19 protein-coding genes are annotated in these 21,007 nt (G+C 70.3%); 12 read left to right on the top strand and 7 right to left on the bottom strand.

The genetic code is table 11. The annotated features are described in order from the left end of the window. Nucleotides 1–122: 122 nt before the first annotated feature. Together ASC67_RS11980 and hprK are read left to right on the top strand one after the other, a co-directional pair. Entirely contained in the window at nt 123–593 is a 471-nt protein-coding gene (locus tag ASC67_RS11980; protein ID WP_056320386.1) for a PTS sugar transporter subunit IIA, read from the top strand. Between the two features lie 304 nt (nt 594–897). Continuing rightward, entirely contained in the window at nt 898–1,854 is a 957-nt protein-coding gene (hprK, locus tag ASC67_RS11975) for an HPr(Ser) kinase/phosphatase (RefSeq protein ID WP_056320383.1), read from the top strand. A 7-nt stretch (nt 1,855–1,861) separates the two neighbouring features. On the opposite strand, the gene fur is transcribed toward hprK, so the two are convergent. Next, nucleotides 1,862–2,299, bottom strand: a complete 438-nt coding sequence (gene fur / locus ASC67_RS11970; RefSeq protein ID WP_056320917.1) for a ferric iron uptake transcriptional regulator — start codon at nt 2,297–2,299, stop codon at nt 1,862–1,864. 120 nt (nt 2,300–2,419) lie between these two features. Between fur and ASC67_RS11965 the strand changes: the two genes are divergently transcribed. The 9 genes from ASC67_RS11965 to ASC67_RS11925 all read left to right on the top strand — a co-directional run bounded on the left by ASC67_RS11965 (nt 2,420) and on the right by ASC67_RS11925 (nt 12,573). Next, nucleotides 2,420–2,965, top strand: a complete 546-nt coding sequence (locus ASC67_RS11965; RefSeq protein WP_056320377.1) for an outer membrane protein assembly factor BamE — start codon at nt 2,420–2,422, stop codon at nt 2,963–2,965. Further along, nucleotides 2,962–3,792 carry a 4-hydroxy-tetrahydrodipicolinate reductase gene (gene dapB, locus ASC67_RS11960; RefSeq protein WP_056320372.1) on the top strand — a complete coding sequence of 277 codons (831 nt, stop codon included), beginning with the start codon at nt 2,962–2,964 and terminating at the stop codon, nt 3,790–3,792. The genes ASC67_RS11965 and dapB overlap by 4 nt, the downstream gene beginning before the upstream one ends. 11 nt (nt 3,793–3,803) lie before the next feature. Next, nucleotides 3,804–4,469 (top strand): MotA/TolQ/ExbB proton channel family protein, encoded by a 666-nt coding sequence (locus ASC67_RS11955; RefSeq protein WP_056320913.1) that lies wholly within the window; start codon nt 3,804–3,806, stop codon nt 4,467–4,469. Between the two features lie 6 nt (nt 4,470–4,475). Further along, on the top strand, nt 4,476–4,913 hold the full coding sequence (locus ASC67_RS11950) for a biopolymer transporter ExbD (protein ID WP_056320367.1): 438 nt from the start codon (nt 4,476–4,478) through the stop codon (nt 4,911–4,913). Nucleotides 4,914–5,004: 91 nt separating this feature from the next. Continuing rightward, nucleotides 5,005–7,698, top strand: coding sequence for a leucine--tRNA ligase (gene leuS / locus ASC67_RS11945; protein ID WP_056320362.1), 2,694 nt, complete (start codon nt 5,005–5,007; stop codon nt 7,696–7,698). Nucleotides 7,699–7,703: 5 nt separating this feature from the next. Beyond that, nucleotides 7,704–8,213 carry an LPS assembly lipoprotein LptE gene (lptE, locus tag ASC67_RS11940; protein WP_011827818.1) on the top strand — a complete coding sequence of 170 codons (510 nt, stop codon included), beginning with the start codon at nt 7,704–7,706 and terminating at the stop codon, nt 8,211–8,213. Between the two features lie 31 nt (nt 8,214–8,244). Further along, complete coding sequence (holA, locus tag ASC67_RS11935; RefSeq protein ID WP_056320357.1) at nt 8,245–9,336, top strand: DNA polymerase III subunit delta; 1,092 nt, start codon at nt 8,245–8,247, stop codon at nt 9,334–9,336. A 161-nt stretch (nt 9,337–9,497) separates the two neighbouring features. Then, a complete protein-coding gene (locus tag ASC67_RS11930; protein ID WP_200946893.1) occupies nt 9,498–10,121 on the top strand; it encodes a methylamine utilization protein in 624 nt (207 codons plus the stop codon). A gap of 1 nt (nt 10,122) precedes the next feature. After that, nucleotides 10,123–12,573 carry a bifunctional diguanylate cyclase/phosphodiesterase gene (locus ASC67_RS11925; protein ID WP_056320352.1) on the top strand — a complete coding sequence of 817 codons (2,451 nt, stop codon included), beginning with the start codon at nt 10,123–10,125 and terminating at the stop codon, nt 12,571–12,573. A 9-nt stretch (nt 12,574–12,582) separates the two neighbouring features. Here ASC67_RS11925 and ASC67_RS11920 read toward each other — a convergent pair whose 3' ends face one another. From ASC67_RS11920 to ASC67_RS11895, 6 genes are read right to left on the bottom strand one after another with little or no spacing between them, the layout of a single operon-like run. Beyond that, nucleotides 12,583–13,512, bottom strand: a complete 930-nt coding sequence (locus ASC67_RS11920) for a glyoxylate/hydroxypyruvate reductase A (RefSeq protein ID WP_082535971.1) — start codon at nt 13,510–13,512, stop codon at nt 12,583–12,585. Beyond that, nucleotides 13,509–14,015, bottom strand: a complete 507-nt coding sequence (locus ASC67_RS11915) for a CinA family protein (RefSeq protein ID WP_056320347.1) — start codon at nt 14,013–14,015, stop codon at nt 13,509–13,511. The genes ASC67_RS11920 and ASC67_RS11915 overlap by 4 nt, the downstream gene beginning before the upstream one ends. A 7-nt stretch (nt 14,016–14,022) precedes the next feature. Further along, entirely contained in the window at nt 14,023–14,577 is a 555-nt protein-coding gene (locus ASC67_RS11910; protein ID WP_056320344.1) for a phosphatidylglycerophosphatase A, read from the bottom strand. Next, nucleotides 14,574–15,545 carry a thiamine-phosphate kinase gene (gene thiL, locus ASC67_RS11905; protein WP_056320899.1) on the bottom strand — a complete coding sequence of 324 codons (972 nt, stop codon included), beginning with the start codon at nt 15,543–15,545 and terminating at the stop codon, nt 14,574–14,576. Before thiL ends, ASC67_RS11910 begins: the two co-directional genes overlap by 4 nt. Nucleotides 15,546–15,595: 50 nt before the next feature. Beyond that, the gene (locus ASC67_RS11900) at nt 15,596–16,273 is read right to left on the bottom strand and encodes a response regulator transcription factor (protein WP_056320340.1); all 678 of its coding nucleotides are present in this window, start codon (nt 16,271–16,273) and stop codon (nt 15,596–15,598) included. Continuing rightward, nucleotides 16,270–18,345 carry a nitrogen regulation protein NR(II) gene (locus tag ASC67_RS11895; RefSeq protein WP_056320335.1) on the bottom strand — a complete coding sequence of 692 codons (2,076 nt, stop codon included), beginning with the start codon at nt 18,343–18,345 and terminating at the stop codon, nt 16,270–16,272. Before ASC67_RS11895 ends, ASC67_RS11900 begins: the two co-directional genes overlap by 4 nt. A 182-nt stretch (nt 18,346–18,527) precedes the next feature. Between ASC67_RS11895 and ASC67_RS11890 the strand changes: the two genes are divergently transcribed. Beyond that, nucleotides 18,528–20,822 (top strand): NADP-dependent malic enzyme, encoded by a 2,295-nt coding sequence (locus tag ASC67_RS11890; protein WP_156466746.1) that lies wholly within the window; start codon nt 18,528–18,530, stop codon nt 20,820–20,822. Nucleotides 20,823–21,007 lie beyond the last annotated feature (185 nt).

Here is a 21,007-nt window from a genome sequence, read left to right as displayed (position 1 = left end):
CATCGCGGGGACTGGAGGGCTCGCCCCAGCTTCTGAGCCGGCCTCCTTCCTATAATTTGTCACTCGTTTGTTGCGAAGCGCTGGCCAAGGCTCCTTTCCGTCGAAACCGGCGCTGCCCCTAGATGAACCGTCTCTCCGCCATCCTGCCCGCCAGCAATGTGCTGGTGGATGTGGACGCCACCAGCAAGAAACGTGTGTTCGAGCAGGCGGGCCTGCTGTTCGAAAACCGACACGCGATCGCGCGGGCGACGGTCACCGACAACCTGTTCGCCCGCGAGCGCCTGGGCTCGACCGGTCTGGGTCACGGCGTGGCCATCCCGCATGGCCGGATCAAGGGGTTGAAGAACCCGCTCGCGGCGGTGATCCGCATGCAGCAGCCGATCGGCTTCGACGCGCCGGACGACGAGCCGGTGTCACTGCTGATCTTCCTGCTGGTGCCGGAAGCGGCCACGCAGCGCCATCTCGAGATCCTCTCGGAGATTGCCGAGTTGCTGTCGGACCGGGCCCTGCGCGACAAGCTCAAGACCGAGCCCGACGCCGCCAAGCTCCACGAGCTGATTGCCAACTGGGAACCGCTGAAGTCGGTCGCGTGAGCGACCTGCCGGCCCCGGCTCGAGCGGCGCAGCCGGCCTGCTCCGGGGCGATGCAATGAAGCTCCAACCCGTTCGTCCTGCGACACCGCGTCCGCGCATGCCTTGCTTCGCAACGGCTGGCGCGATCCGAGGCAGTCGATGAAGCCCCAACCCGTTCGTCCTGCGACACCGCGTCCGCGCATGCCTTGCTTCGCAACGGCCGGCGCGATCCGAGGCAGTCGATGAAGCCCCAATCCGTTCGTCCTGCGGCACCGTGTCCGCGCGTGCCTTGCTTCGCAACGGCCGGCGCGATCCGAGGCAGTCGATGAAGCCCACCGTCATCAGCGCCGAGGCGCTGTTCGAGGCCCACCGCGCCGCGCTGCGCTGGGAATGGCTGGCCGGCCACGCCCATCCGGAGCGCCGCTTCGACGAGGTCGCGGTGCGCGACGCCCAGTCGGCGGCCGACCTGGTGGGCTACCTGAACTACATCCACCCCTATCGCGTGCAGATCGTCGGTCGACGCGAGGTGCGCTACCTCGTCGACGTTCCACCGGAGGACCAGGAACGCCGCATCTCGCGCATCGTGACGCTCGAGCCGCCGGTGGTGATCGTGGCCGACCAGCAGACGCCGCCGGACCGGCTGGTCGCGATGTGCGAACGCGCCGACATCCCCCTGTTCGTGACCGAGGAGTCCGCCGGCCACGTGATCGACGTGCTGCGCGCCCACCTGAGCCAGCACTTCGCCGACCGCACCACGCGGCACGGCGTGTTCATGGACATCCTCGGCCTGGGCGTGCTGCTGACCGGCGAGTCCGGCCTGGGCAAGAGCGAACTCGGTCTGGAACTGATCTCGCGCGGCCATGGACTCGTGGCGGACGACGCGGTCGATCTTTACCGGGTGTCGCAGACCGCTCTGGAAGGCCGCTGCCCCGACCTGCTGCTCAATCTGCTCGAGGTGCGCGGCATCGGCCTGCTCGACATCAAGGCGATCTTCGGCGAGACCGCGGTGCGTCGCAAGATGCGACTCAAGCTCATCGTGCACCTGGTGCGCAAGGAGACGATGGAACGCGACTTCGAGCGCCTGCCCTACGAGCCGCTCTACGAGGACGTGCTCGACGTGCCGGTGCTGAAGGCGGTGATCGCGGTCGACGCCGGCCGCAACCTCGCGGTACTGGTCGAGGCCGCGGTGCGCAACACCATCCTGAAGCTGCGCGGCATCGACACCTACCAGGAGTTCATCGCACGCCACCGCATCGCGATGGAAGGCGACGAGCCGATCTGAGCGCTGGTCAGCGCGGCGGGTTGCTGCCCTTGCAGCCGTCGCGCCCGCAGATCACGTAGAGCGCGAGCGAGTGGTCCTGCAGTTCGTAGCCGCGCTCGCGGGCGATCTGCACCTGGCGCTTCTCGATCTCGGCGTCGTAGAACTCCTCGACACGTCCGCAGACCACGCACACCAGGTGGTCATGGTGCTTGCCCTCGTTGAGCTCGAACACCGACTTGCCCGACTCGAAGTGGTTGCGCGACAGGATGCCGGCCTGCTCGAACTGCATCAGCACCCGGTAGACCGTGGCCAGACCGATGTCCGAGCCGTCGGCCAGCAGGTGCTTGTAGACGTCCTCGGCCGTCAGGTGGCGCACCGTCGAGGTCTGGAACACCTCGAGGATCTTGAGGCGCGGCAAGGTGGCCTTGAGCCCGCTGCTCTTGAGGTCTTCGGCATGGGTGGTCATCGGCATGTCCTCGGAGCAGGTGGGCTCCACTAGAATTCTTGGATGATATCGAGCCTGCAGCCCTGGTGCGGCGGGCACCCCGTCGCTCTCGCAGCGGCCCCGCCTGCCGCACCGATTTCCATGCCTTCTTCGTCCCACATCCGCGCCCTCTGCCTGCTGCTGGCGCCTCTCGTGCTCGGTGGCTGCGGTTCGATGCGCTCCACGTCGGACACCCTGTTCGGGTTGATCACCCCTTATCGCGTCGAGGTTGTTCAGGGCAATGTCGTGACGCAGGAGATGGCCGCTGCCGTCAAGCCCGGCATGACACGGGCCCAGATCCGTGACACGCTGGGGTCGCCGCTGCTCGCCGACATCTTCCATGCCGACCGCTGGGACTACGTGTTCACGATCCGGCGCCCGGGCGCGGCCTACCAGCAGCGCCGCGTCACCGTGCTGTTCGACGGCGACACGATGAAGTCCTTCGAAGCCGACGAACTGCCGAGCGAGCGCGATTTCGTCTCGTCGATCGACACCAAGAGCACGAAGGGCGGCAAGGCGCCCACCCTGGCCCTGAACGACGAACAGCTCAAGGCGCTGCCGGTTCCGGCCAAGGGCCGCGTGCCGGAGCCGAGCAGCGCGCCGCAGGGCCCGGCCCGCGAGTACCCGCCGCTGGAGGCGGCGCCGTGAGGCCGACGGCCGCTGCCGAACGGCGCCGCATCGCGATCGCCGGCGCCACCGGCCGCATGGGCCACATGCTGATCGAGGCCGTGCTGGCCTCGGACGACTGCGTGCTGGCGGGCGCCCTCGACCGCCCCGACAGCCCCCAGCTGGGGCAGGACGCCGCCGGTTTCCTCGGGCAGCGCAGCGGCGTGGCCATCACCGACGATCTGCGCACCGGGCTCGCGAACGCCCAGGTGCTGATCGACTTCACGCGTCCCGAAGGCACGCTGGCGCACCTGCAGGCCTGCCGCGAGCTCGGCGTGCAGCTGGTGATCGGCACCACCGGTTTCGACGAGGCCGGCAAGGCCCGCATCGCTGCGGCATCGCAGGACATCGCGATCGTGATGGCGCCGAACATGAGCGTGGGCGTGAACGTGGTGCTGCAGCTGCTGGCCACCGCCGCCAAGGCGCTGAGCCACGGCTACGACATCGAGATCATCGAGGCCCATCACCGCCACAAGGTCGATGCCCCCAGCGGTACCGCGCTGAAGATGGGTGAGGTGGTGGCCGACGCGCTCGGCCGCGACCTGAAGGCCTGCGCGGTCTACGGCCGTGAAGGCGTGACCGGCGAACGCGACCCGTCGACGATCGGTTTCGCCACCGTGCGCGGCGGCGACATCGTCGGCGATCACACGGTGCTGTTCGCCGGCACCGGCGAGCGCATCGAGATCACGCACAAGTCCAGCAGCCGCGCCACCTACGCCCAGGGCAGCCTGCGCGCGGCACGCTTCCTGGCCGGCCAGCAGCGTGGCCTCTACGGCATGGAGGCCGTGCTGGGCCTCGCGGCGACGTGACCAGCGGTCTCCTGCATTTCTGGGCCGAGGGTGATGCGATCACCCGCCTCGTCGCCGCGCTGTTGTTGCTGATGTCGATCAGCGCGTGGGTGCTGATCTTCTGGAAGTCCTGGCTGCTGCGCCGGGTGCGTGCCGACCTCGCGCGTGCCGTGCCGGCGTTCTGGGCCGCGCCCGATCTGACAACGGCCCGCACGCAATTGCAGACCTTCGATCGCGAGGCGGCGCTGGTGCCCCTGCTCGACGCCGGGCTGCAGTCCGCCCGCAGCGGCACGCTCGAGGCCGCCGGCGCGCGCGCCTCGCAGCTCACGCGCCGCCTGCGCGACGCCCTGCATGGGGTGCTGATGCAGCTGCAATTCGGCCAGGTGCTGCTCGCGTCGATCGGCGCGACGGCGCCCTTCATCGGCCTGTTCGGCACCGTCTGGGGCATCTACCACGCGCTGCTCGGCATTGCCGCCGCCGGCAACCTGAGCATCGATCGCATCTCCGGCCCGGTCGGCGAAGCCCTGGTCATGACGGCGGCCGGCCTCGCGGTCGCGATCCCCGCCGTGCTGGCCTACAACGTGTTCGGCAAGCTGGTCGGCGCCTGCGAGGCCGAGCTCGAGGGCTTTGCCCACGACCTGCGCGAGATGCTGCTCGACGACGCCTCGGCGCCCCGCCCAGGCACCGAGCGAGGCTGAGCCGCCATGGCCTTTGGTCGCCTGGAGCGCACCGCGCTGCCGCAGCCGATGAGCGACATCAACATGACGCCGCTGATCGACGTGATGCTGGTGCTGCTGGTGATCTTCATGATCAGCGCCCCGCTGATGACCTCCAGCCTGCGTCTCGATCTGCCGCGGACCGATGCCGCGACGCCGAGCGACACACCCAGCTTCGTCAGTGTCGCGCTCACCCCGGACGGCGCGCTCCATCTCGGCGACGAGGCGCTGGCCGACGACGCCTTCGACGCCCGCATCCGTGAGGCTGCAAGGCGCCAACCCGGCCTGGAGGTGCAGCTGCGCGCCGACCAGTCGGTTCCCTACGGCCGCGTGGCCGCGCTGATCGGCCGGCTGCAGAGCGCCGGCCTGAACCGCATCGCCTTCGTCGCACAGCCCACCGAGGCCGCGCGGCCCGCCTCGAACTGAGCGCCGCGGTGCGGCCGTCGTGCTCGACGGGCCGCGCCCTAGAATCCATCGACTTTTCCGAGACGGCGCCGTCGCAGCGCCCGTGCCCTGCATGAGCACCCCGCATCCAGCCCCCGCCTCCTCCTACGAACCCGGCACGATCGAAGCCGCCGCGCATGCGCACTGGACCGCGCGCGACGCGCACCGCATCGTCGAGGACGCGAACCGCCCGAAGTTCTACGCCTGCTCGATGCTGCCCTACCCCAGCGGCAAGCTGCACATGGGCCACGTGCGCAACTACACCATCAACGACATGATGGCTCGCTACCTGCGCATGAAGGGCTACAACGTCCTGATGCCGATGGGCTGGGATGCCTTCGGCCTGCCGGCGGAGAACGCGGCGATCGACAAGAAGGTCGCGCCGGCGCAGTGGACGCGCGACAACATCGCCGACATGAAGTCGCAGATGCAGCCGCTCGGGTTGGCGTTCGACTGGTCGCGCGAAGTCGCCACCTGCGACCCGGGCTACTACAAGTGGAACCAGTGGTTCTTCCTGAAGCTGCTCGAGAAGGGCATTGCCTACAAGAAGACCCAGGTCGTGAACTGGGACCCGATCGACCAGACCGTGCTCGCCAACGAGCAGGTGATCGACGGCAAGGGCTGGCGCAGCGGCGCGCCGGTCGAGCGCCGCGAGATCCCGGGCTACTACCTCGCGATCACGCAGTACGCCGACGAGCTGCTCGCCAACGTCGCCGACCCCGCCAGCCCCGGCTTCCTGCACGGCTGGCCCGAGCGCGTGCGGCTGATGCAGGAGCACTGGATCGGCAAGAGCGCCGGCGTGCGCTTCGCCTTCCCGCACGAGATCCGCGACGCGAGCGGCGCGCTGATCGGCGACGGCCTGATGCACGTCTTCACGACGCGCGCCGACACCATCATGGGCGTGACCTTCTGCGCGGTGGCGCCCGAGCACCCGCTGGCGACGCATGCTGCCGCCTCCGACCCGGAGCTTGCCGCGTTCATCGAGACCTGCCAAGCCGGCGGCACGACCGAGGCCGAACTGGCCACCAAGGACAAGGAAGGCCGGCCCACCGGCCTGTTCGTGAAGCACCCGCTGAGCGGCGCGCCGATCGCGGTGTGGGTCGGCAACTACGTGCTGATGGGCTACGGCGATGGCGCCGTGATGGGCGTGCCGGCGCATGACGAGCGCGACTTCGCGTTCGCCAGGAAATACGGCATCGACATCCTGCAGGTGGTGCACGTCGACGGCGAGCACTTCAGCTACGACCACTGGCAGGACTGGTACACCGACAAGCAGCGCGGCGTGACGATCAACTCCGGCAACCTGAGCGGCCTGAGCTACCCGGTCGCGGTCGACGCGGTGGCCAAGGCGCTGGCAGGTCAGGGCCTTGGCGACAAGAAGACCACCTGGCGCCTGCGCGACTGGGGCATCAGTCGACAGCGCTACTGGGGCACGCCGATCCCGATCATCCACTGCACCGGATCGGGACCGGAGTCCGACAACCCCGGGTGCGGCGACGTGCCGGTGCCCGAGCAGGACCTGCCGGTGCTGCTGCCCGAGGACCTGATCCCCGACGGCTCGGGCAACCCGCTGAACAAGAGCGCCGCCTTCCTGAACGTGGCTTGCCCGAAGTGCGGCGCACCGGCCAAGCGCGAGACGGACACGATGGACACCTTCGTCGATTCGTCGTGGTACTACATGCGCTACTGCTGCCCCGACAGCGACGAGGCGATGGTCGACGCGCGCAACGACTACTGGATGCCGATGGACCAGTACATCGGCGGCATCGAGCACGCAGTGCTGCACCTGCTGTACGCGCGCTTCTGGACCAAGGCGATGCGCGACTGCGGGCTGGTGAGCTTCGACGAGCCGTTCACGAAGCTCTTCACCCAGGGCATGCTGCTCAACGAGTCCTACTTCCGCGAGGAGGCCTCGGGCAAGAAGCGCTGGTTCTACCCGAGCGAAGTGGAGGTGCAGTTCGACGACAAGGGCCACCCGATCGGCGCCACCGCGCGCGAGGACGGCCAGCCGGTGCAGCTGGGCGGCATCGAGAAGATGTCGAAGTCGAAGAACAACGTGGTCGAGCCGCGCGACATCATCGCGAAGTTCGGTGCCGACACCGCGCGCCTGTTCACCATGTTCGCGGGCCCGCCGGACCAGAGTGCAGCCTGGTCGGACTCCGGTGCCGAGGGCAGTTTCCGCTACCTGCGCCGGCTGTGGGCCTTCGCGACGAAGCAGCGCGAGGCCGTGCAGGCCGCCGGCACCGACTTCGACGGCGCCTCGCGCGGTGCCGTCGACCTGCGGCGAGACGTGCACCTGCTGCTGCGCCAGGTCAGCCACGACTACGACCGGCTGCAGTACAACACCGTCGTCTCCGGCGCGATGAAGCTGCTCAATGCGCTGGAGAGCGCCGTGCTCACCGACGCCGCTGCCGACCGCGCCGCGCTGCGGGAAGGCCTGGGCATCCTGCTGCGCGCGCTGTATCCCGCCGCGCCGCACATCGCCCACGCGCTGTGGCAGGACCTCGGCTACGCCGCGGCGCACGGCGACCTGCTCGACGCCCCCTGGCCGGCGGTCGACGAGCAGGCGCTGGTGCAGGACGAGATCGAGCTGGTGTTGCAGGTCAACGGCAAGCTGCGCGGCGCGCTGACGGTGCCCGCGTCGGCCGACAGGGCTGCGATCGAGGCCGCCGCGCTGGCCAGCCCCGAGCTCGCGAAGTTCGCCGAGGGCCGCACGCCGAAGAAGGTGGTGGTGGTGCCCGGCCGGCTGGTCAACGTGGTGGTGTGAGCCGCATGTCGCCTCTGCACCGTCGCACCACGCTGAAGGCCGCGCTCGCGCTGTCCGCCCTTGCCTTGTCCGGCTGCGGCTTCCAGTTGCGCCGCCCGCCGAAGCTGAGCTTCTCGACGGTGCAGCTGGTCGGCTTCCCGCAGCGCTCGCCGTTCACCGAGCAGCTGCGGCGCAGCATCGAGGCCAGCGGCACGACCCGCGTGGTCGAGTCTCCGGCGCAGGCCCAGGTGGTGCTCGAAGCGCTGGAGGACGTGCGCGACAAGTCGGTCGCCGCACAGACCGCCGCCGGCCAGGTGCGCGAGTTCACGCTGCGCACGCGGCTGCGCTTTCGCCTGCGCACGCCGGGTGGCCGACTGCTGATCCGCGACACCGAGTTGCTGCTGAGCCGCGACATGAGCTACAACGAGACCAACGCACTCGCCAAGGAACAGGAAGAGGCCATGCTCTACCGCGGCATGCAGAGCGACATCGTCGACCAGGTGATGCGCCAGCTCGCCGCGGTGCCGGCCCCCTGAGCACGGCGCACCCCACCGGTTCCGCACCTGCATGCAGATCAAGCCCGACCAGCTCGATGCGCATCTGAGGAAGGGCTTGCGCCCGCTGTACACGCTGCACGGCGACGAGCCGCTGCTGGCGCTGGAGGCGAGCGACGCGATCCGCGCCGCCGCGCGCGATGCCGGGCACACCGAGCGCGAGGTGCACCACGTGGCCGGTGCGCACTTCGACTGGAGTTCGCTGCTCGGCGCAGCCAGCTCGATGAGCCTGTTCGCCGAGGCCAAGATCGTCGAGATCCGCATTCCGTCGGGCAAGCCGGGCAAGGACGGCTCGCAGGCGCTGCAGCACTATTGCGAGCACCTGCCGGAGGGCGTGGTGACGCTGATCACGCTGCCGCGCCTGGACCGCCAGCAATCGGGTAGTGCCTGGTTCGGCGCGCTCGAATCGGCCGGCGTGACGCTGCGGCTCGACCCGGTGGAGCGCCAGGCGCTGCCGCAGTGGATCGCGCAGCGCCTCGCGGCGCAGAACCAGCGCGTCGCCGCCGCAGACGAGGGGCAGCGCACGCTGGCCTTCTTTGCCGACCGCGTCGAGGGCAACCTGCTGGCCGCCCAGCAGGAGCTCACCAAGCTCGGCCTGCTGTACCCCGCCGGCGAGCTGAGCTTCGAACAGGTCGAGGCCGCGGTGCTGAATGTGGCGCGCTACAGCGTCTTCAAGCTCGGCGAGGCCGTGCTGGCCGGCCAGGTCTCGCGCGTGCTGCGCATGCTCGACGGCCTGCGCGCCGAGGGCGAGGCCGCCGTGCTGGTGCACTGGACGCTGGCCGAGGACATCCGTGCGCTGCGGCGCTGCAAGGACGCCGTCGCGGCCGGCAAGCCGCTGCCGATGGCGCTGCGCGAGAACCGCATCTGGGGCCTCAAGGAGCGCCTCTTCGAACGCGCGCTGCCGCGGCTCGGCGACGGCACGATCGAGCAGCTGATCGAGGCCGCTCACGTCTGCGATGGCCTGGTCAAGGGCCTGAAGCACCCGCAGTGGCCACAGGACCCCTGGATCGGCCTGCAGCGGCTGGCACTGCAGCTCGCGGGGTCGATGCAGGCCGCCAACCTGCCACGCGGCGCCACGTCGCAGCGGCTCGTGCTGCAGGCCTGAGGCGACCGGCACGGAACGCGCGTGACGAGTCGCGCGCGTTCGCCTCGCCTACAGATGGCGCAGGAGCGGTCGATATCCCTTGCTGAGGCTCCGACGGCCCCGCTCGCGCATCATGCGCGTCGGCCGGCCTGGATCGGCCGACCTCGCCCGCTGTCCGCCCCATGAAGCCCCTGATGCTGCGTCGCTGTCCGTCCCGCCGGTTCATCCCCCTGTGGCTGCTGCTCGCCGGACTGCCGGTCCATGCCGTGCCGCTGGTGGTCACCGTGACCGACGAACAGGGCGCGCCGCTCGCCGACGCCGTGGTCGCGGTGCAGGTGAAGGGCACGCCGACCCACGCGCCCGCGGGCACGAGCGCCGAGCTGGGCCAGAAGAACCGGCGCTTCACACCGACGGTGCTGGCCGTGCAGACCGGCACGGCGGTCAGCTTCCCCAACTTCGACACGGTGCGGCACCACGTCTATTCGTTCTCGCCGATCAAGACCTTCGAACTCAAGCTCTATGCCGGCACGCCGGCCGCGCCCGTGGTGTTCGACAAGCCCGGCACCGCGGCCCTCGGCTGCAACATCCACGACACGATGACGGCGTATGTGCGGGTGGTCGACACGCCGTACTTCGCCCGCACCGACGGCAGCGGCCGCGCGCAGCTCGAGCTGCCCGCCGGCGACCACCAGTTGCAGACCTGGCACGCGCTGCTGGGCGTGGACGTGCTCGCGCCGGTCCAGCCGCTGAAGGTCGGCAGCGCGCCCGTTGCCGCTGCGGTGAAGCTGAACGCGAAAGCCCCCTGAGATGCCGCTGCCGGCCTTCCTGACACCGAAGCGGCTGCAGTTCCGCATCGTCGCGCTGTTCCTCGGCCTGCTGCTGGTGGTGCAGCTGGCCAGCCTGCTGCTGATCGGCAACAGCATCAGCGTCAACGCCCGGTCCGCCGTCAACGCCGAGCTGCGCACGGCCGAACGGGTGTTCGAGCGCCTGCTGGCGCAGAACGCCGGACGGCTCACCGATGCAGCGCGACTGCTGGCATCCGACTTCGGTTTCCGCGCCGCCGTGGCGAGCAACGACGGCGAAACGCTGGCCTCGGCGCTGGCCAACCAGGGCGACCGCATCGGCGCGAGTCTGGCCATGTTCACCGACGCCCAGTTCCGCCTGAAGGCCGCCACGCACGACGGCGCCGCACGCTTCCTGCCGACGCTGCGACAGCTGGCCACCGACCCCGACGTGACGCAGCGCCTGGTCATGCTGGACGGTGAACCTTACCAACTGGTGGCCGTGCCGGTGAAGGCACCGCTGACGATCGGCTGGGTCGCGATGGGCTTTCGCATCGAGGCAGGGCTCTTGCAGGAGATGCAGCAGCTGTCGTCGATCGACGTCGCGCTGCTCACGCAGCGCGGCAGCCCACCGCGCTGGGACGTGCTGCAGTCCACCCTGGGCCCGGCAGCCTCGCCGCAGCTCGTCGAGCAATGGCTGGCGGCGCGCGCGACGCAGGCCACCAGCCAGATGTCGCTGAAGGACCGCCACGCGACCCTGACGCTGAGCGATGACAGCGGCAGCCGCGTCAGTGGGCACCTGCTGGCCCGCGACATGCCGCTCGGCCGTGAAGGCGAGCCGCAGACCGTCGCCGTGTTGATGCGTTCGCTGGACGAGGCCACCGCACCCTATCGGCGCCTGCAGTGGCTCCTGCTGGCCTTCACGGTGGTGGCGATCGCGGTGTTCGCGGTCGTCAGCGTCTTCACGGCCCGCCGCATCACCACGCCGCTGAAGACGCTGGCCGGCTCGGCGCGCCGGCTCGGCCAGGGCGACTACGAACAGGCGGTACCGGTGCGCACGGACGACGAGATCGGCGAGCTGGCGCAGGCCTTCGAGGCCATGCGTCTGGCCGTGCGCGAGCGCGAAGGCGAAGTGCGCCGGCTGGCCTTCGAAGACGGCCTCACGCAGCTGCCGAACCGCGAGCAGTTCCGCGCCGACCTGCGGGCCGCGATCCTGCATGCACAGGCCCATGACGAACCCTGCGCCGTGCTGATGCTCGATCTCGACCGCTTCAAGCACGTCAACGACGTCCTGGGCCATCGCTTCGGCGACCGTCTGCTCCAGGAGGTCGCGAAGCGGCTGACGCAGGAAGCACGGCGCAGCAACGATGTGGTGGCGCGTCTGGGTGGCGACGAGTTCGTGATGCTGATGCCGAGCGCCGACATCGCGCTCGCGCTCGGCATCGCGCAGCGCATCCAGCGCGCCTTCGAACGCCCGATCTCGCTGGACGACCACACCGTCGACCTGAGCGCCGGCATCGGCATCGCCTGCTGCCCCGCGCACGGCGTCGAGGCGGACACGCTGGTCAGCCGCGCCGAGCTGGCGATGTACGCGGCCAAGCAGCATCAGCTGGGCGTGAAGGTCTACGACGCGGCGCTCGACATGAGCAGCGACGAGTCGCTGTCGCTGCTGAGCGAGCTGCGCACCGCGGTCGACCGCGACCAGCTGCGCCTCTACCTGCAACCGAAGATCTCGCTCGCCACCGGCGCGGTGCTGGGCGCCGAGGCGCTGGTGCGCTGGCAGCACCCGCAGCGCGGCCTGGTGCCGCCGGCCAAGTTCATTCCCTTCGCCGAGCAGACCGGCTTCATCCGCGTGCTCACAGGCTGGATGATCGAGCGCAGCGCGATGGTGCTGCGCCAGCTGCACGCCGGTGCGCCGGCGCTGAAGATCTCGGTGAACCTGTCGACCCGCGACCTGCTCGACCAGGACCTGTCGGCCAAGATGCAGCGCCTGATCGACACCCTGTCGCTGAACCCGAACTCGATGTGCCTCGAGATCACCGAGAGCGCGATCATGGACGACCCGCAGCGTGCCCTGCAGACACTGGAGCGGCTTCACGCGATGGGCTTCAAGCTGTCGATCGACGATTTCGGGACCGGCTACTCCTCGCTCGCCTACCTCAAGCGACTGCCGGTCGACGAGTTGAAGATCGACCAGAGCTTCGTCTTCAACATGGAACGCGATCTCGACGACGCGAAGATCGTGCGATCCACCATCGACCTGGCCCATAACCTGGGCCTGAACGTGGTAGCCGAGGGCATCGAGACCGCCAAGGCCTGGAAGCTGCTGCAGGCGCTGGGCTGCGACGAGGCGCAGGGCTACTTCGTCGCAAAGCCGATGCCAGAGGCCCTGTTCGCCGACTGGATCCGCGACTGGACCGCGCCGCAGGTGCAGGCAGTGCGGCTGGACTCCGACTTCAGCCGACTGGCCCTCTGACGACGGACGCTAGTAGCCGCGCGCGCGATCGACCACGTGCGCCAGCGGCCGGCCCGCGCGCCAGGCGTGCAGGTTGGCCGCCACCACGCCGGCGGCGCTGCGCGGATCGGTCTGGGCAGCCGCATGCGGCAGCACGGTGACGCGCGGATGCGACCAGAACGCGTGGCCGGCGGGCAGCGGTTCCGTCTGGAACACGTCGAGCACCGCGTGGCGCAGCGGCCCCGCATCCAGCGCCGCCAGCAGGTCCGCCTCGACCACGTGCGCGCCGCGCGCCAGATTGACGAAGCCTGCGCCGGGCTTCATCCGCGCGAAGCGTGTGGCATCGAACAGGCCTCGCGTGGCGGGCGTCAGCGGCAGCAGGTCGAGCACGATGTCGGCGCGCGCCAGCAGCGCGTCGAGCGCGGCGGCGCCCGCGTGGGTCTCGATGCCCTCGACGGCGGTCGGCCCCGCGCTCCAGCCCAGCACGCGGTAGCCCTGCGCCGAGAGCCGCAACGCCGCGCAGCGGCCCATCTGGCCGAGCCCCAGCACCGCCACCACCATCTCGTCGGCGCGGCGTTGCCCGTGCGGCGCCCAGCGCCCTTCGCGCTGCAGCCGGGCATAGCGGAAGAAGCCGCGGTGCAGCGCCAGCACCGCCCACAGCGCGGTCTCGGCCATCGCGACGTTCATCGCCGGATCGACCATGCGCACGATCGGCACGCCGGCCGGCAGCGTCGGGTCGGCCAGCAAGCGATCGACACCGGCCCACAGCGACTGGATCAGGCGCAGCCGCGGCAGCCCGGCCAGCGCACCCGGGCGCGGGTTGGCGACGATCGCGACCTCGATGTCGTCGGCAGCGTCGCTCGTCTCCACCAGGTGTTCTCCGGGCAGTGCGGCGGCCAGCGCAGCGCGCCATGTCGCCGCTTCGTCGGCGCCGACGTCGCAGGCCAGCAGCAGGCTCACGGGCGCGCGGCCTCCAGCAGGCGCTGCAGGGCCTGCTGCACGGTCTGCGCGCGGATGCTCGCGCGATCGCCCCCCAGTTGCAGCAACTCGGCCCGCGCCGCCTGGCCGCGCGCTGCCAACCCCAGCCACACCGTGCCGACCGGCTTGCCCGGCACCGCCCCGCCGGGGCCGGCGATGCCGGTCACGCCGAGCGCGAGATCGGCCGGCGCCTGCCGCAGCACGCCATCGGCCATCGCCAGCGCGACCTCGCGGCTCACCGCGCCGTACCGTGCGATCAGCGCGGCCGGCACGCCGAGCGACTCGACCTTGGCCTCGTTGCTGTAGGTGACGAAGCCGCGCTCGAACCAGTCGCTGGAGCCGGCCACGGCCGTGCAGGCCGCCGCCACCAGGCCGCCGGTACAGCTCTCGGCGGTGGCCAGGCGCCAGCGCCGCGCGCGCAGCGCGGCGGCCAGTTGCAGCACCAGCGGCTCCAGGGCGTCGAGCGCAAGCAGCGGGGCCGTCATCGGGGCCTCAGACGACGAAGCGCCACAGCGCGATGACCAGCAGCGTGCACAGAGCGGCCACGCCATCGTCGAACAGGATGCCGAAGCCCTGCGCCCAGCCGATGCCCGGCCCACTGCGGCGCCGCTTGAAGCGCGCATCGGCCCAGGCCACCGGGCCGGGCTTGGCGGCATCGAAGAAGCGGAACAGGCCGAAGGCCACCAGTTGGCCGAGGAGGCCAGCCGGCATCACCAGCCACAGGACAGCCCAGAAGGCGAGCACCTCGTCCCAGACGATGGCGCCGGGGTCGGCGACGTGGAGATGGCGCGCGGTGACGGTGCAGGCCCACCAGCCCACCGCCGCCCCCGCGAGCAGCAGCAGGGCCCATTGCCCGGCGTCGAGCCAGCGGTCGAGCACCAGGAAGCTGACCCAGGCCCACAGCGTGCCGACGGTGCCCGGCGCCACCGGGCTGAGGCCGGCACCGAAGCCCAGCGCGATGACATGCGCAGGATGGGCCCACAGGAAGCCCGCGGTCGCGCGGCGCGGTGCTGTCACCGAAGCTTCTTCGGGCAGGACGGCGCTCATGCGGAGAAATGATCGAACGACGACCACACGCGCTCCACCGCCTGGCCGTCGGCGTCGACGAGCCGCAGGCCGGTCTCCTGCTCGACGCGGCCGATGCGGCTGACCGCCACGTCGGCCGCGCGCGCGGCCTCGAGCACGAACGCATGCGCCGCCTCCGGTGCGGTGAAGACGAGCTCGTAGTCGTCGCCGCCGGCCAGCGTGCACAGGCGCTGCAAGGACAGCGGCTGGGCTGCGAGATCGGCGCTGCGCGGCACGCGGCCGACATCGACGCTGGCGCCCACGGCGCTGCGACGCAGCAGATGGGACAGGTCGCCGAGCAGCCCGTCCGACACATCGACCGCCGCGCTCGCCACGCCGCGCAGCGCCAGGCCCAGCGCGACGCGCGGCTGGGGCTGCTCCATCGCGCGCCGCACGCGCTCGAACACCGCCCCTGGCAAGGACACTTGGCCGCGGAAGGCCTCGAGCGCGAGCCGCGCGTCGCCGACACCGCCGCCGATCGCATGGCTGACCCAGATCTCGTCGTCGGGCTCCGCGCCGCTGCGCAGCAGCGCCGCGCCCACGGGCACCTCGCCGAACACCGTGATGCAGATGTTCAGCGGACCGGCCGTGGTGTCGCCGCCGATCAGTTCGCAACCGTGCGCGTCGGCCAGTTCGTACAGCCCGGCCGAGAAACCTTCGAGCCAGGCCTCGTCGACCCGCGGCAGCGCCAGCGCCAGCGTGCAGGCCATGGGCTGGGCGCCGCAGGCCGCGAGATCGCTGAGGTTGACCGCCAGCGCCTTGTGGCCGAGGCGGCGTGGATCGACGGTGGGCAGGAAATGCCGGCCTTCCACCAGCATGTCGCACGACACCGCGAGCTGCATGCCGGGCCGCAGCGCGAGCAGCGCGCAGTCGTCGCCGGGCCCCAGCGCCGCGCGGCGGGTCGGGCGGCCGAAATAGCGCGCGATCAGGTCGAACTCGCCGAGGCTCATGGCCGCATTGTCGCTGCGCGCCTCGACGATCGCGCAGCGTCGCACCCGTCTCAGGGCGGCCGCTGTGCGCCGTGCTCGCGCAGTACGTTGGCCAGCTCGACGGCCGACTTCACGCCCATCTTCTCGAACACACGCGCACGATGCACTTCGACCGTGCGCACGCTGATGTCGAGCGCGTGCGCGATCAGCTTGTTCGGGCGGCCGTCGATCACCAGCATCATCACCTCGCGCTCGCGCTCGGTGAGCTCGGTCAGGCGCTGGCGCATCAGCGCGCCGGCACGGCGCGCCTCGAGCGTCGCGCGGCTGGCGGCCAGCGCACGCTCGATGCGGTCGACCAGGCTGTTGTCGGAGAACGGCTTCTCGACGAAGTCGAACGCGCCCTGCTGGATCGCCGCGACCGCGGTAGCCACATCGCCATGGCCGGTGAGGAAGATGACCGGCATCACCGCCAGCAGGCGCTGCTCGATCAGGCGCTCGAACAGCTGCAGCCCGCTCATGCCGCCGGGCATGCGCATGTCGAGCAGCACGCAGGTGGGTGCGTTGAGAATCGCGTCGCCGCGTGCCGCCAGCATGGCCTCGAACGCCTCGGCCGATTCGTGCGGCTCGGCCAGCAGGCGGCGCGTGCGCAGCAGCCAAGCGATCGCATTGCGCACCACCGCCTCGTCGTCGACGAGGTGGACGACCGGCAGACCCAGCGGCGCGGTGGCCGGCAGCACGCCATGGCTCATGCAGACACTCCATCGAGAACACCCGGTTGGGCGGCCACCGCTGCAGCGGCGGGCCCGGCTGCCGGCAGTGTGAACTCGAAACAGGTGCCACGCACGCGGCCCTCGCCGTCGCGCAGCGTGGTGAAGTCGAGCGCACCGCCGTGCTGCTCGACGACCGTGCGGCACAGGCTCAGGCCCAAGCCCATACCTTCGGCCTTGGTGGTGAAGAAGGGCGTGAACAGGCGGGCCGCCACCTCGGGTGCGATGCCGGGGCCGTGGTCGGTCACGCTCAGCCGCACCCAGGCGCCGTGCGTGCGGGCGCCGAGCTTCACCACGCGGCGCTCCGGCGGCTCGGCTTCCATCGCCTGCAGCGCATTGCGGGTCAGGTTGAGCAGCACCTGCTCGATCATCGTGCGGTCGCAGACGACGCGCGGCGCCGGACTGCCGAACTCGAACTCGATGCGCGCGCCGCTCTTGCGCGCCTGCAGCCGCAGCAGCGGCATCACCGCCTCGACGAGCTGGTCACAGGTCAGGTTCTCGCGGCTCTGCTCGCGCCGGCGCACGAAGTCGTGCACGCTGCGGATGACGCGGCCGGCCCGCTCGGCCTGCTCGGCGATGTGCTGCGTGGCCTCGCGGATCATCGCCACGCTCGGCGGATCGGGCCGCTCGCCGGCGTCGTCGATCAGGTTCAGCGAACCGGTCGCGTAGCTGGCGATGGCCGCCAGCGGCTGGTTGAGCTCGTGGCTCAGCAGTGAGGCCATCTCGCCGACGCTGGCCAGCCGGGCCGTGGCCTGCAGCTGCTCCTGCTGCTGGCGCGAACGCTCCTCGACTCGGCGCTGTGCGCTGAGGTCGAGCACCGCGCTCATCCAGCCGCTCTGCAGTCCGTCGGGGCCCACCAGCGGCGCCTCGAAGATCAGCACCGGGAAGCGCTCGCCGTCGGAGCGCATGAAGGTGGTCTCGAAACCATCGCGCGACTCGTGCGCCGGTACGCCCTGCGCCATGCGCTGCGCCTGGCGCGCCTCGTACGCGCTGAGCATCTCGGGTGGCCAATAGGGCGGCGTGGTCTGGCCGACCAGCTGCTCGGCGCTGAAGCCCACCATCTTGCAGAAGGCCGGGTTGACGTAGGTGACGCGGCCCTGGAGGTCGCGCGCCCGCAGGCCGGTCACCAGCGAGTCCTCCATCGCGCGGCGCAGCGTCAACTCCTCGCCGAGGCGCAGCTCGGCCGCCGCACGGCGGCGCACGTCACGCGCCAGCAGGGCCACGACCGCCGCCAGCGCAAGCGAGAGGCCGAGCACCAGCGAGGTCGCCACGTTGGGCATCAGTCGCGGCGCGCCGGCCGCGCTGTCGAGCCGCAGCGCGAGCGTGAGGCTCGACAGGTTGACCAGGCGCTCGGCGACGTAGACGCCCGCGCCGCGCGTCAGCCCGCCGCGCGCCAGGCGCGTGCCGTCGCCCTCGACGAAGGACAGCTCGTGGCTTCGCGCCAGCTCCGGCGCGACGGCCTCGTCGATCACCCCGCCGAGCGCCAGCGTCGCCACCATCGCGCCGCGCTCGCCGTTGGGGCCGATCGGCAGGCAGACGTCGATCACCTCGACGCCCAGTCCGCCGGGCTGGGGCACGAAATAGCTGCGCGACCAGGCCGGCGCCGCCAGTCGCTGTGCGTCGGCACAGGCGGCCTGGGTGTCCAGATCGAGGTCGCTGCGCGCCAGGCTGACGAACAGCGGCCCGCCGTAAGGCGAGTCGGCCGCCGTCTCGATCGCGTTGGCACCGCTGCGCCACTCGATGCGCAGCATCTCGCGACGCGCGCGCAGCAGGTCGGCCGCGTCGGAGCGCCACTGGGCCGGCTGCGGGTCGTTCCACAGCAGCGCCTGCAGGCTCTGCACGTCGCGCAGCAGCAGCTGCCGCACGTTGGCCGACGCCGAGGCCGCCGCCAGCTCGATGCGCTCCTGCTCGCGGTTGTGCTCGTGCTGCACCGTCAACGCCAGCAGCAGCGTCTGGGCCACGCCCAGCAGCAGCACGAGCAGCGCCCACGGCAACAGCCGCCGCCAGCGCGAAGCGGGCGGCGCGGGCACGACGGTGGCATCGGCATCGGCCATAGCCTCAGTATCGAGAGCTCGCAAGCGAAAGAGGTAAGCAGTTTCGCGCATGGCCGTTACCTCCGGGATTTGCAACACTGCCCTGCGCAAGCCGCTCTGGCCGCAACAGGGGTCTTCTTACAATCGACGACCCGGCCCGCTGCCTCTCGTGCGGTGAGCCTCCCAACACGGAAAGCCCGACCATGCTGACCAACGAAGAAAAGAGCGCGGAACTGCGCCAGGCCGCGCTCGAGTACCACGAGTTCCCGACGCCCGGGAAGGTGGCCATCGCCGCCACCAAGCAGCTGGTCAACCAGCGCGACCTCGCGCTGGCGTACTCGCCCGGTGTCGCAGCCGCCTGCGAGGAGATCGTGGCCGACCCGGCGAACGCCTACCGCTACACCTCGCGCGGCAATTTGGTGGCAGTGGTCACCAACGGCACCGCAGTGCTGGGCCTGGGCGACATCGGCCCGCTGGCAGCCAAGCCGGTGATGGAAGGCAAGGGCGTGCTGTTCAAGAAGTTCGCCGGCATCGACGTGTTCGACCTCGAGATCGCCGAGCGGAACCTCGACAAGCTGGTCGACTGCATCGCTGCACTGGAGCCCACCTTCGGCGGCATCAACCTCGAGGACATCAAGGCGCCGGACTGCTTCTACGTCGAGCGCAAGCTGCGCGAGCGCATGAAGATCCCGGTCTTCCATGACGACCAGCACGGCACGGCGATCGTGGTCGGGGCCGCGCTGATCAACGGCCTGAAGGTGGTCGGCAAGGACATCAAGAAGGTCAAGCTGGTCACGTCGGGCGCCGGCGCCGCCGCGCTGGCCTGCCTGAACCTGCTGATCAAGCTGGGGCTGCCGCGCGAGAACATCTGGGTGACCGACCTGGCCGGCGTGGTCTACAGCGGCCGCACCGAGCTGATGGACCCCGACAAGTCCGAGTTTGCGCAGCCCACCAGCCAGCGCTCGCTGATGGAGGCGATCGCCGGCGCCGACATCTTTCTGGGCCTGTCGGCCGGCGGCGTGCTGAAGAAGGACATGGTCGCGAAGATGGCCGCCAGGCCGGTGATCTTCGCGCTGGCCAATCCCAACCCCGAGATCTCGCCCGAGGACGTGAAGGCGGTGCGCGACGACGCCATCATGGCCACCGGCCGCACCGACTACCCGAACCAGGTCAACAACGTCCTGTGCTTCCCCTACATCTTCCGGGGTGCGCTGGACTCGGGGGCCACCACCATCACCGACGAGATGGAGGTCGCCGCCGTCTACGCGATCGCCGACCTGGCGCAGGCCGAGCAGAGCGAGGTGGTGGCCGCCGCCTATGCGGGCGCCACGCTCAGCTTCGGCCCGGAATACCTGATCCCCAAGCCCTTCGACCCGCGCCTGATGATGAAGATCGCGCCGGCCGTCGCGCTGGCCGCGGCGGCCTCCGGTGTGGCAACGCGGCCGGTGAAGGACATCGACGCCTACCGCGAGAAGCTTCAGGCCTTCGTCTACGCCTCGGGCACGACGATGAAGCCGATCTTCACCGTCGCCAAGCGCGCCAAGGTCAAGCGCGTCGTGTTCTGCGAGGGCGAGGAAGAGCGCGTGCTGCGCGCGGTGCAGGTCATCATCGACGAGGATCTGGCGCGCCCGACGCTGGTGGGTCGCCCCCAGATCATCGAGCAGCGCTGCGAGCGCTTCGGGCTGCGACTGCAGGCCGGCCGCGACTACGACGTGGTCAACCCCGAGAACGACGAGCGCTACCGCGACTACTGGCAGACCTACCACCGCATCATGGCGCGGCGCGGCGTCACACAGCAGTTCGCGAAGATAGAAATGCGCCGCCGGCTGACGCTGATCGGCGGGATGCTGCTGCACAAGGGCGAGGTCGACGGCATGCTGTGCGGCACCTGGGGCACGACGGCGATGCACCTGAAGCACATCGACGAGCTGATCGGCCTGCGCCCGGGCGCCAAGACCTATGCCTGCATGAACGGCCTGATCCTGCCCGGCCGGCAGGTGATGCTGGTCGACACCCACGTCAACTACGACCCCACGGCGGCCCAACTGGCCGAGATCACCGTGATGGCGGCCGAGGAGATGAAACGCTTCGGCCTCGTGCCCAAGGCCGCATTGCTGAGCCACTCCAACTTCGGCTCGAGCAACCAGCCCTCGGCGCTGAAGATGCGGGAGGCCCTCGCGCTGGTGCGCGCGCAGGCGCCCTGGCTCGAGGTCGACGGCGAGATGCACGGCGACACCGCGCTCGATCCGTCGCAGCGCAGCGCCCAGATTCCCGACAGCACGCTGCAGGGCGAGGCGAACCTGCTGGTGCTGCCCAACATCGATGCCGCCAACATCTCGTACAACCTGCTGAAAACCGCAGCGGGCGGCGGCATCGCGATTGGCCCGGTGCTGCTCGGCGCCGCCAAACCGGTGCACATCCTGACGCCATCCGCCACCGTGCGCCGTATCGTGAACCTGACGGCGCTGACCGTCGCCGACATCAACGCGGTCCGCTGATCCGACCTGCCGGCACGGGCCGGCCGGCCCGTGCACACGCGGCTTCGGCCGCTCTACAAGTCAGCGCCAAGAACGCGGTGAAATCTGCTGATATACGAGATGATTTCAAGAAGTTTGCGCCCACAAACAAAACTTGAATTCCCCCCATGCACTGCTGAAATTTGAGGCAGGCCCTTGAGGTATCG

The organism is Methylibium sp. Root1272 (assembly GCF_001425905.1).
In the GTDB taxonomy this organism is placed as follows: Bacteria; Pseudomonadota; Gammaproteobacteria; order Burkholderiales; family Burkholderiaceae_C; genus Methylibium.
This window is presented reverse-complemented; position numbering and strand designations above follow the sequence as displayed.

Coding starts and splice junctions, on each gene's coding strand:
- hprK (WP_056320383.1), top strand. CDS start 898: ATGAAGCCCACCGTCATCAGCGCCGAGGCGCTGTTCGAGGCCCACCGC.
- leuS (WP_056320362.1), top strand. CDS start 5,005: ATGAGCACCCCGCATCCAGCCCCCGCCTCCTCCTACGAACCCGGCACG.
- ASC67_RS11965 (WP_056320377.1), top strand. CDS start 2,420: ATGCCTTCTTCGTCCCACATCCGCGCCCTCTGCCTGCTGCTGGCGCCT.
- ASC67_RS11900 (WP_056320340.1), bottom strand. CDS start 16,273: ATGAGCCATGGCGTGCTGCCGGCCACCGCGCCGCTGGGTCTGCCGGTC.
- thiL (WP_056320899.1), bottom strand. CDS start 15,545: ATGAGCCTCGGCGAGTTCGACCTGATCGCGCGCTATTTCGGCCGCCCG.
- ASC67_RS11980 (WP_056320386.1), top strand. CDS start 123: ATGAACCGTCTCTCCGCCATCCTGCCCGCCAGCAATGTGCTGGTGGAT.
- fur (WP_056320917.1), bottom strand. CDS start 2,299: ATGACCACCCATGCCGAAGACCTCAAGAGCAGCGGGCTCAAGGCCACC.
- ASC67_RS11895 (WP_056320335.1), bottom strand. CDS start 18,345: ATGGCCGATGCCGATGCCACCGTCGTGCCCGCGCCGCCCGCTTCGCGC.
- ASC67_RS11950 (WP_056320367.1), top strand. CDS start 4,476: ATGGCCTTTGGTCGCCTGGAGCGCACCGCGCTGCCGCAGCCGATGAGC.
- ASC67_RS11915 (WP_056320347.1), bottom strand. CDS start 14,015: ATGACGGCCCCGCTGCTTGCGCTCGACGCCCTGGAGCCGCTGGTGCTG.
- ASC67_RS11890 (WP_156466746.1), top strand. CDS start 18,528: ATGCTGACCAACGAAGAAAAGAGCGCGGAACTGCGCCAGGCCGCGCTC.
- ASC67_RS11930 (WP_200946893.1), top strand. CDS start 9,498: ATGAAGCCCCTGATGCTGCGTCGCTGTCCGTCCCGCCGGTTCATCCCC.
- lptE (WP_011827818.1), top strand. CDS start 7,704: ATGTCGCCTCTGCACCGTCGCACCACGCTGAAGGCCGCGCTCGCGCTG.
- holA (WP_056320357.1), top strand. CDS start 8,245: ATGCAGATCAAGCCCGACCAGCTCGATGCGCATCTGAGGAAGGGCTTG.
- ASC67_RS11925 (WP_056320352.1), top strand. CDS start 10,123: ATGCCGCTGCCGGCCTTCCTGACACCGAAGCGGCTGCAGTTCCGCATC.
- ASC67_RS11910 (WP_056320344.1), bottom strand. CDS start 14,577: ATGAGCGCCGTCCTGCCCGAAGAAGCTTCGGTGACAGCACCGCGCCGC.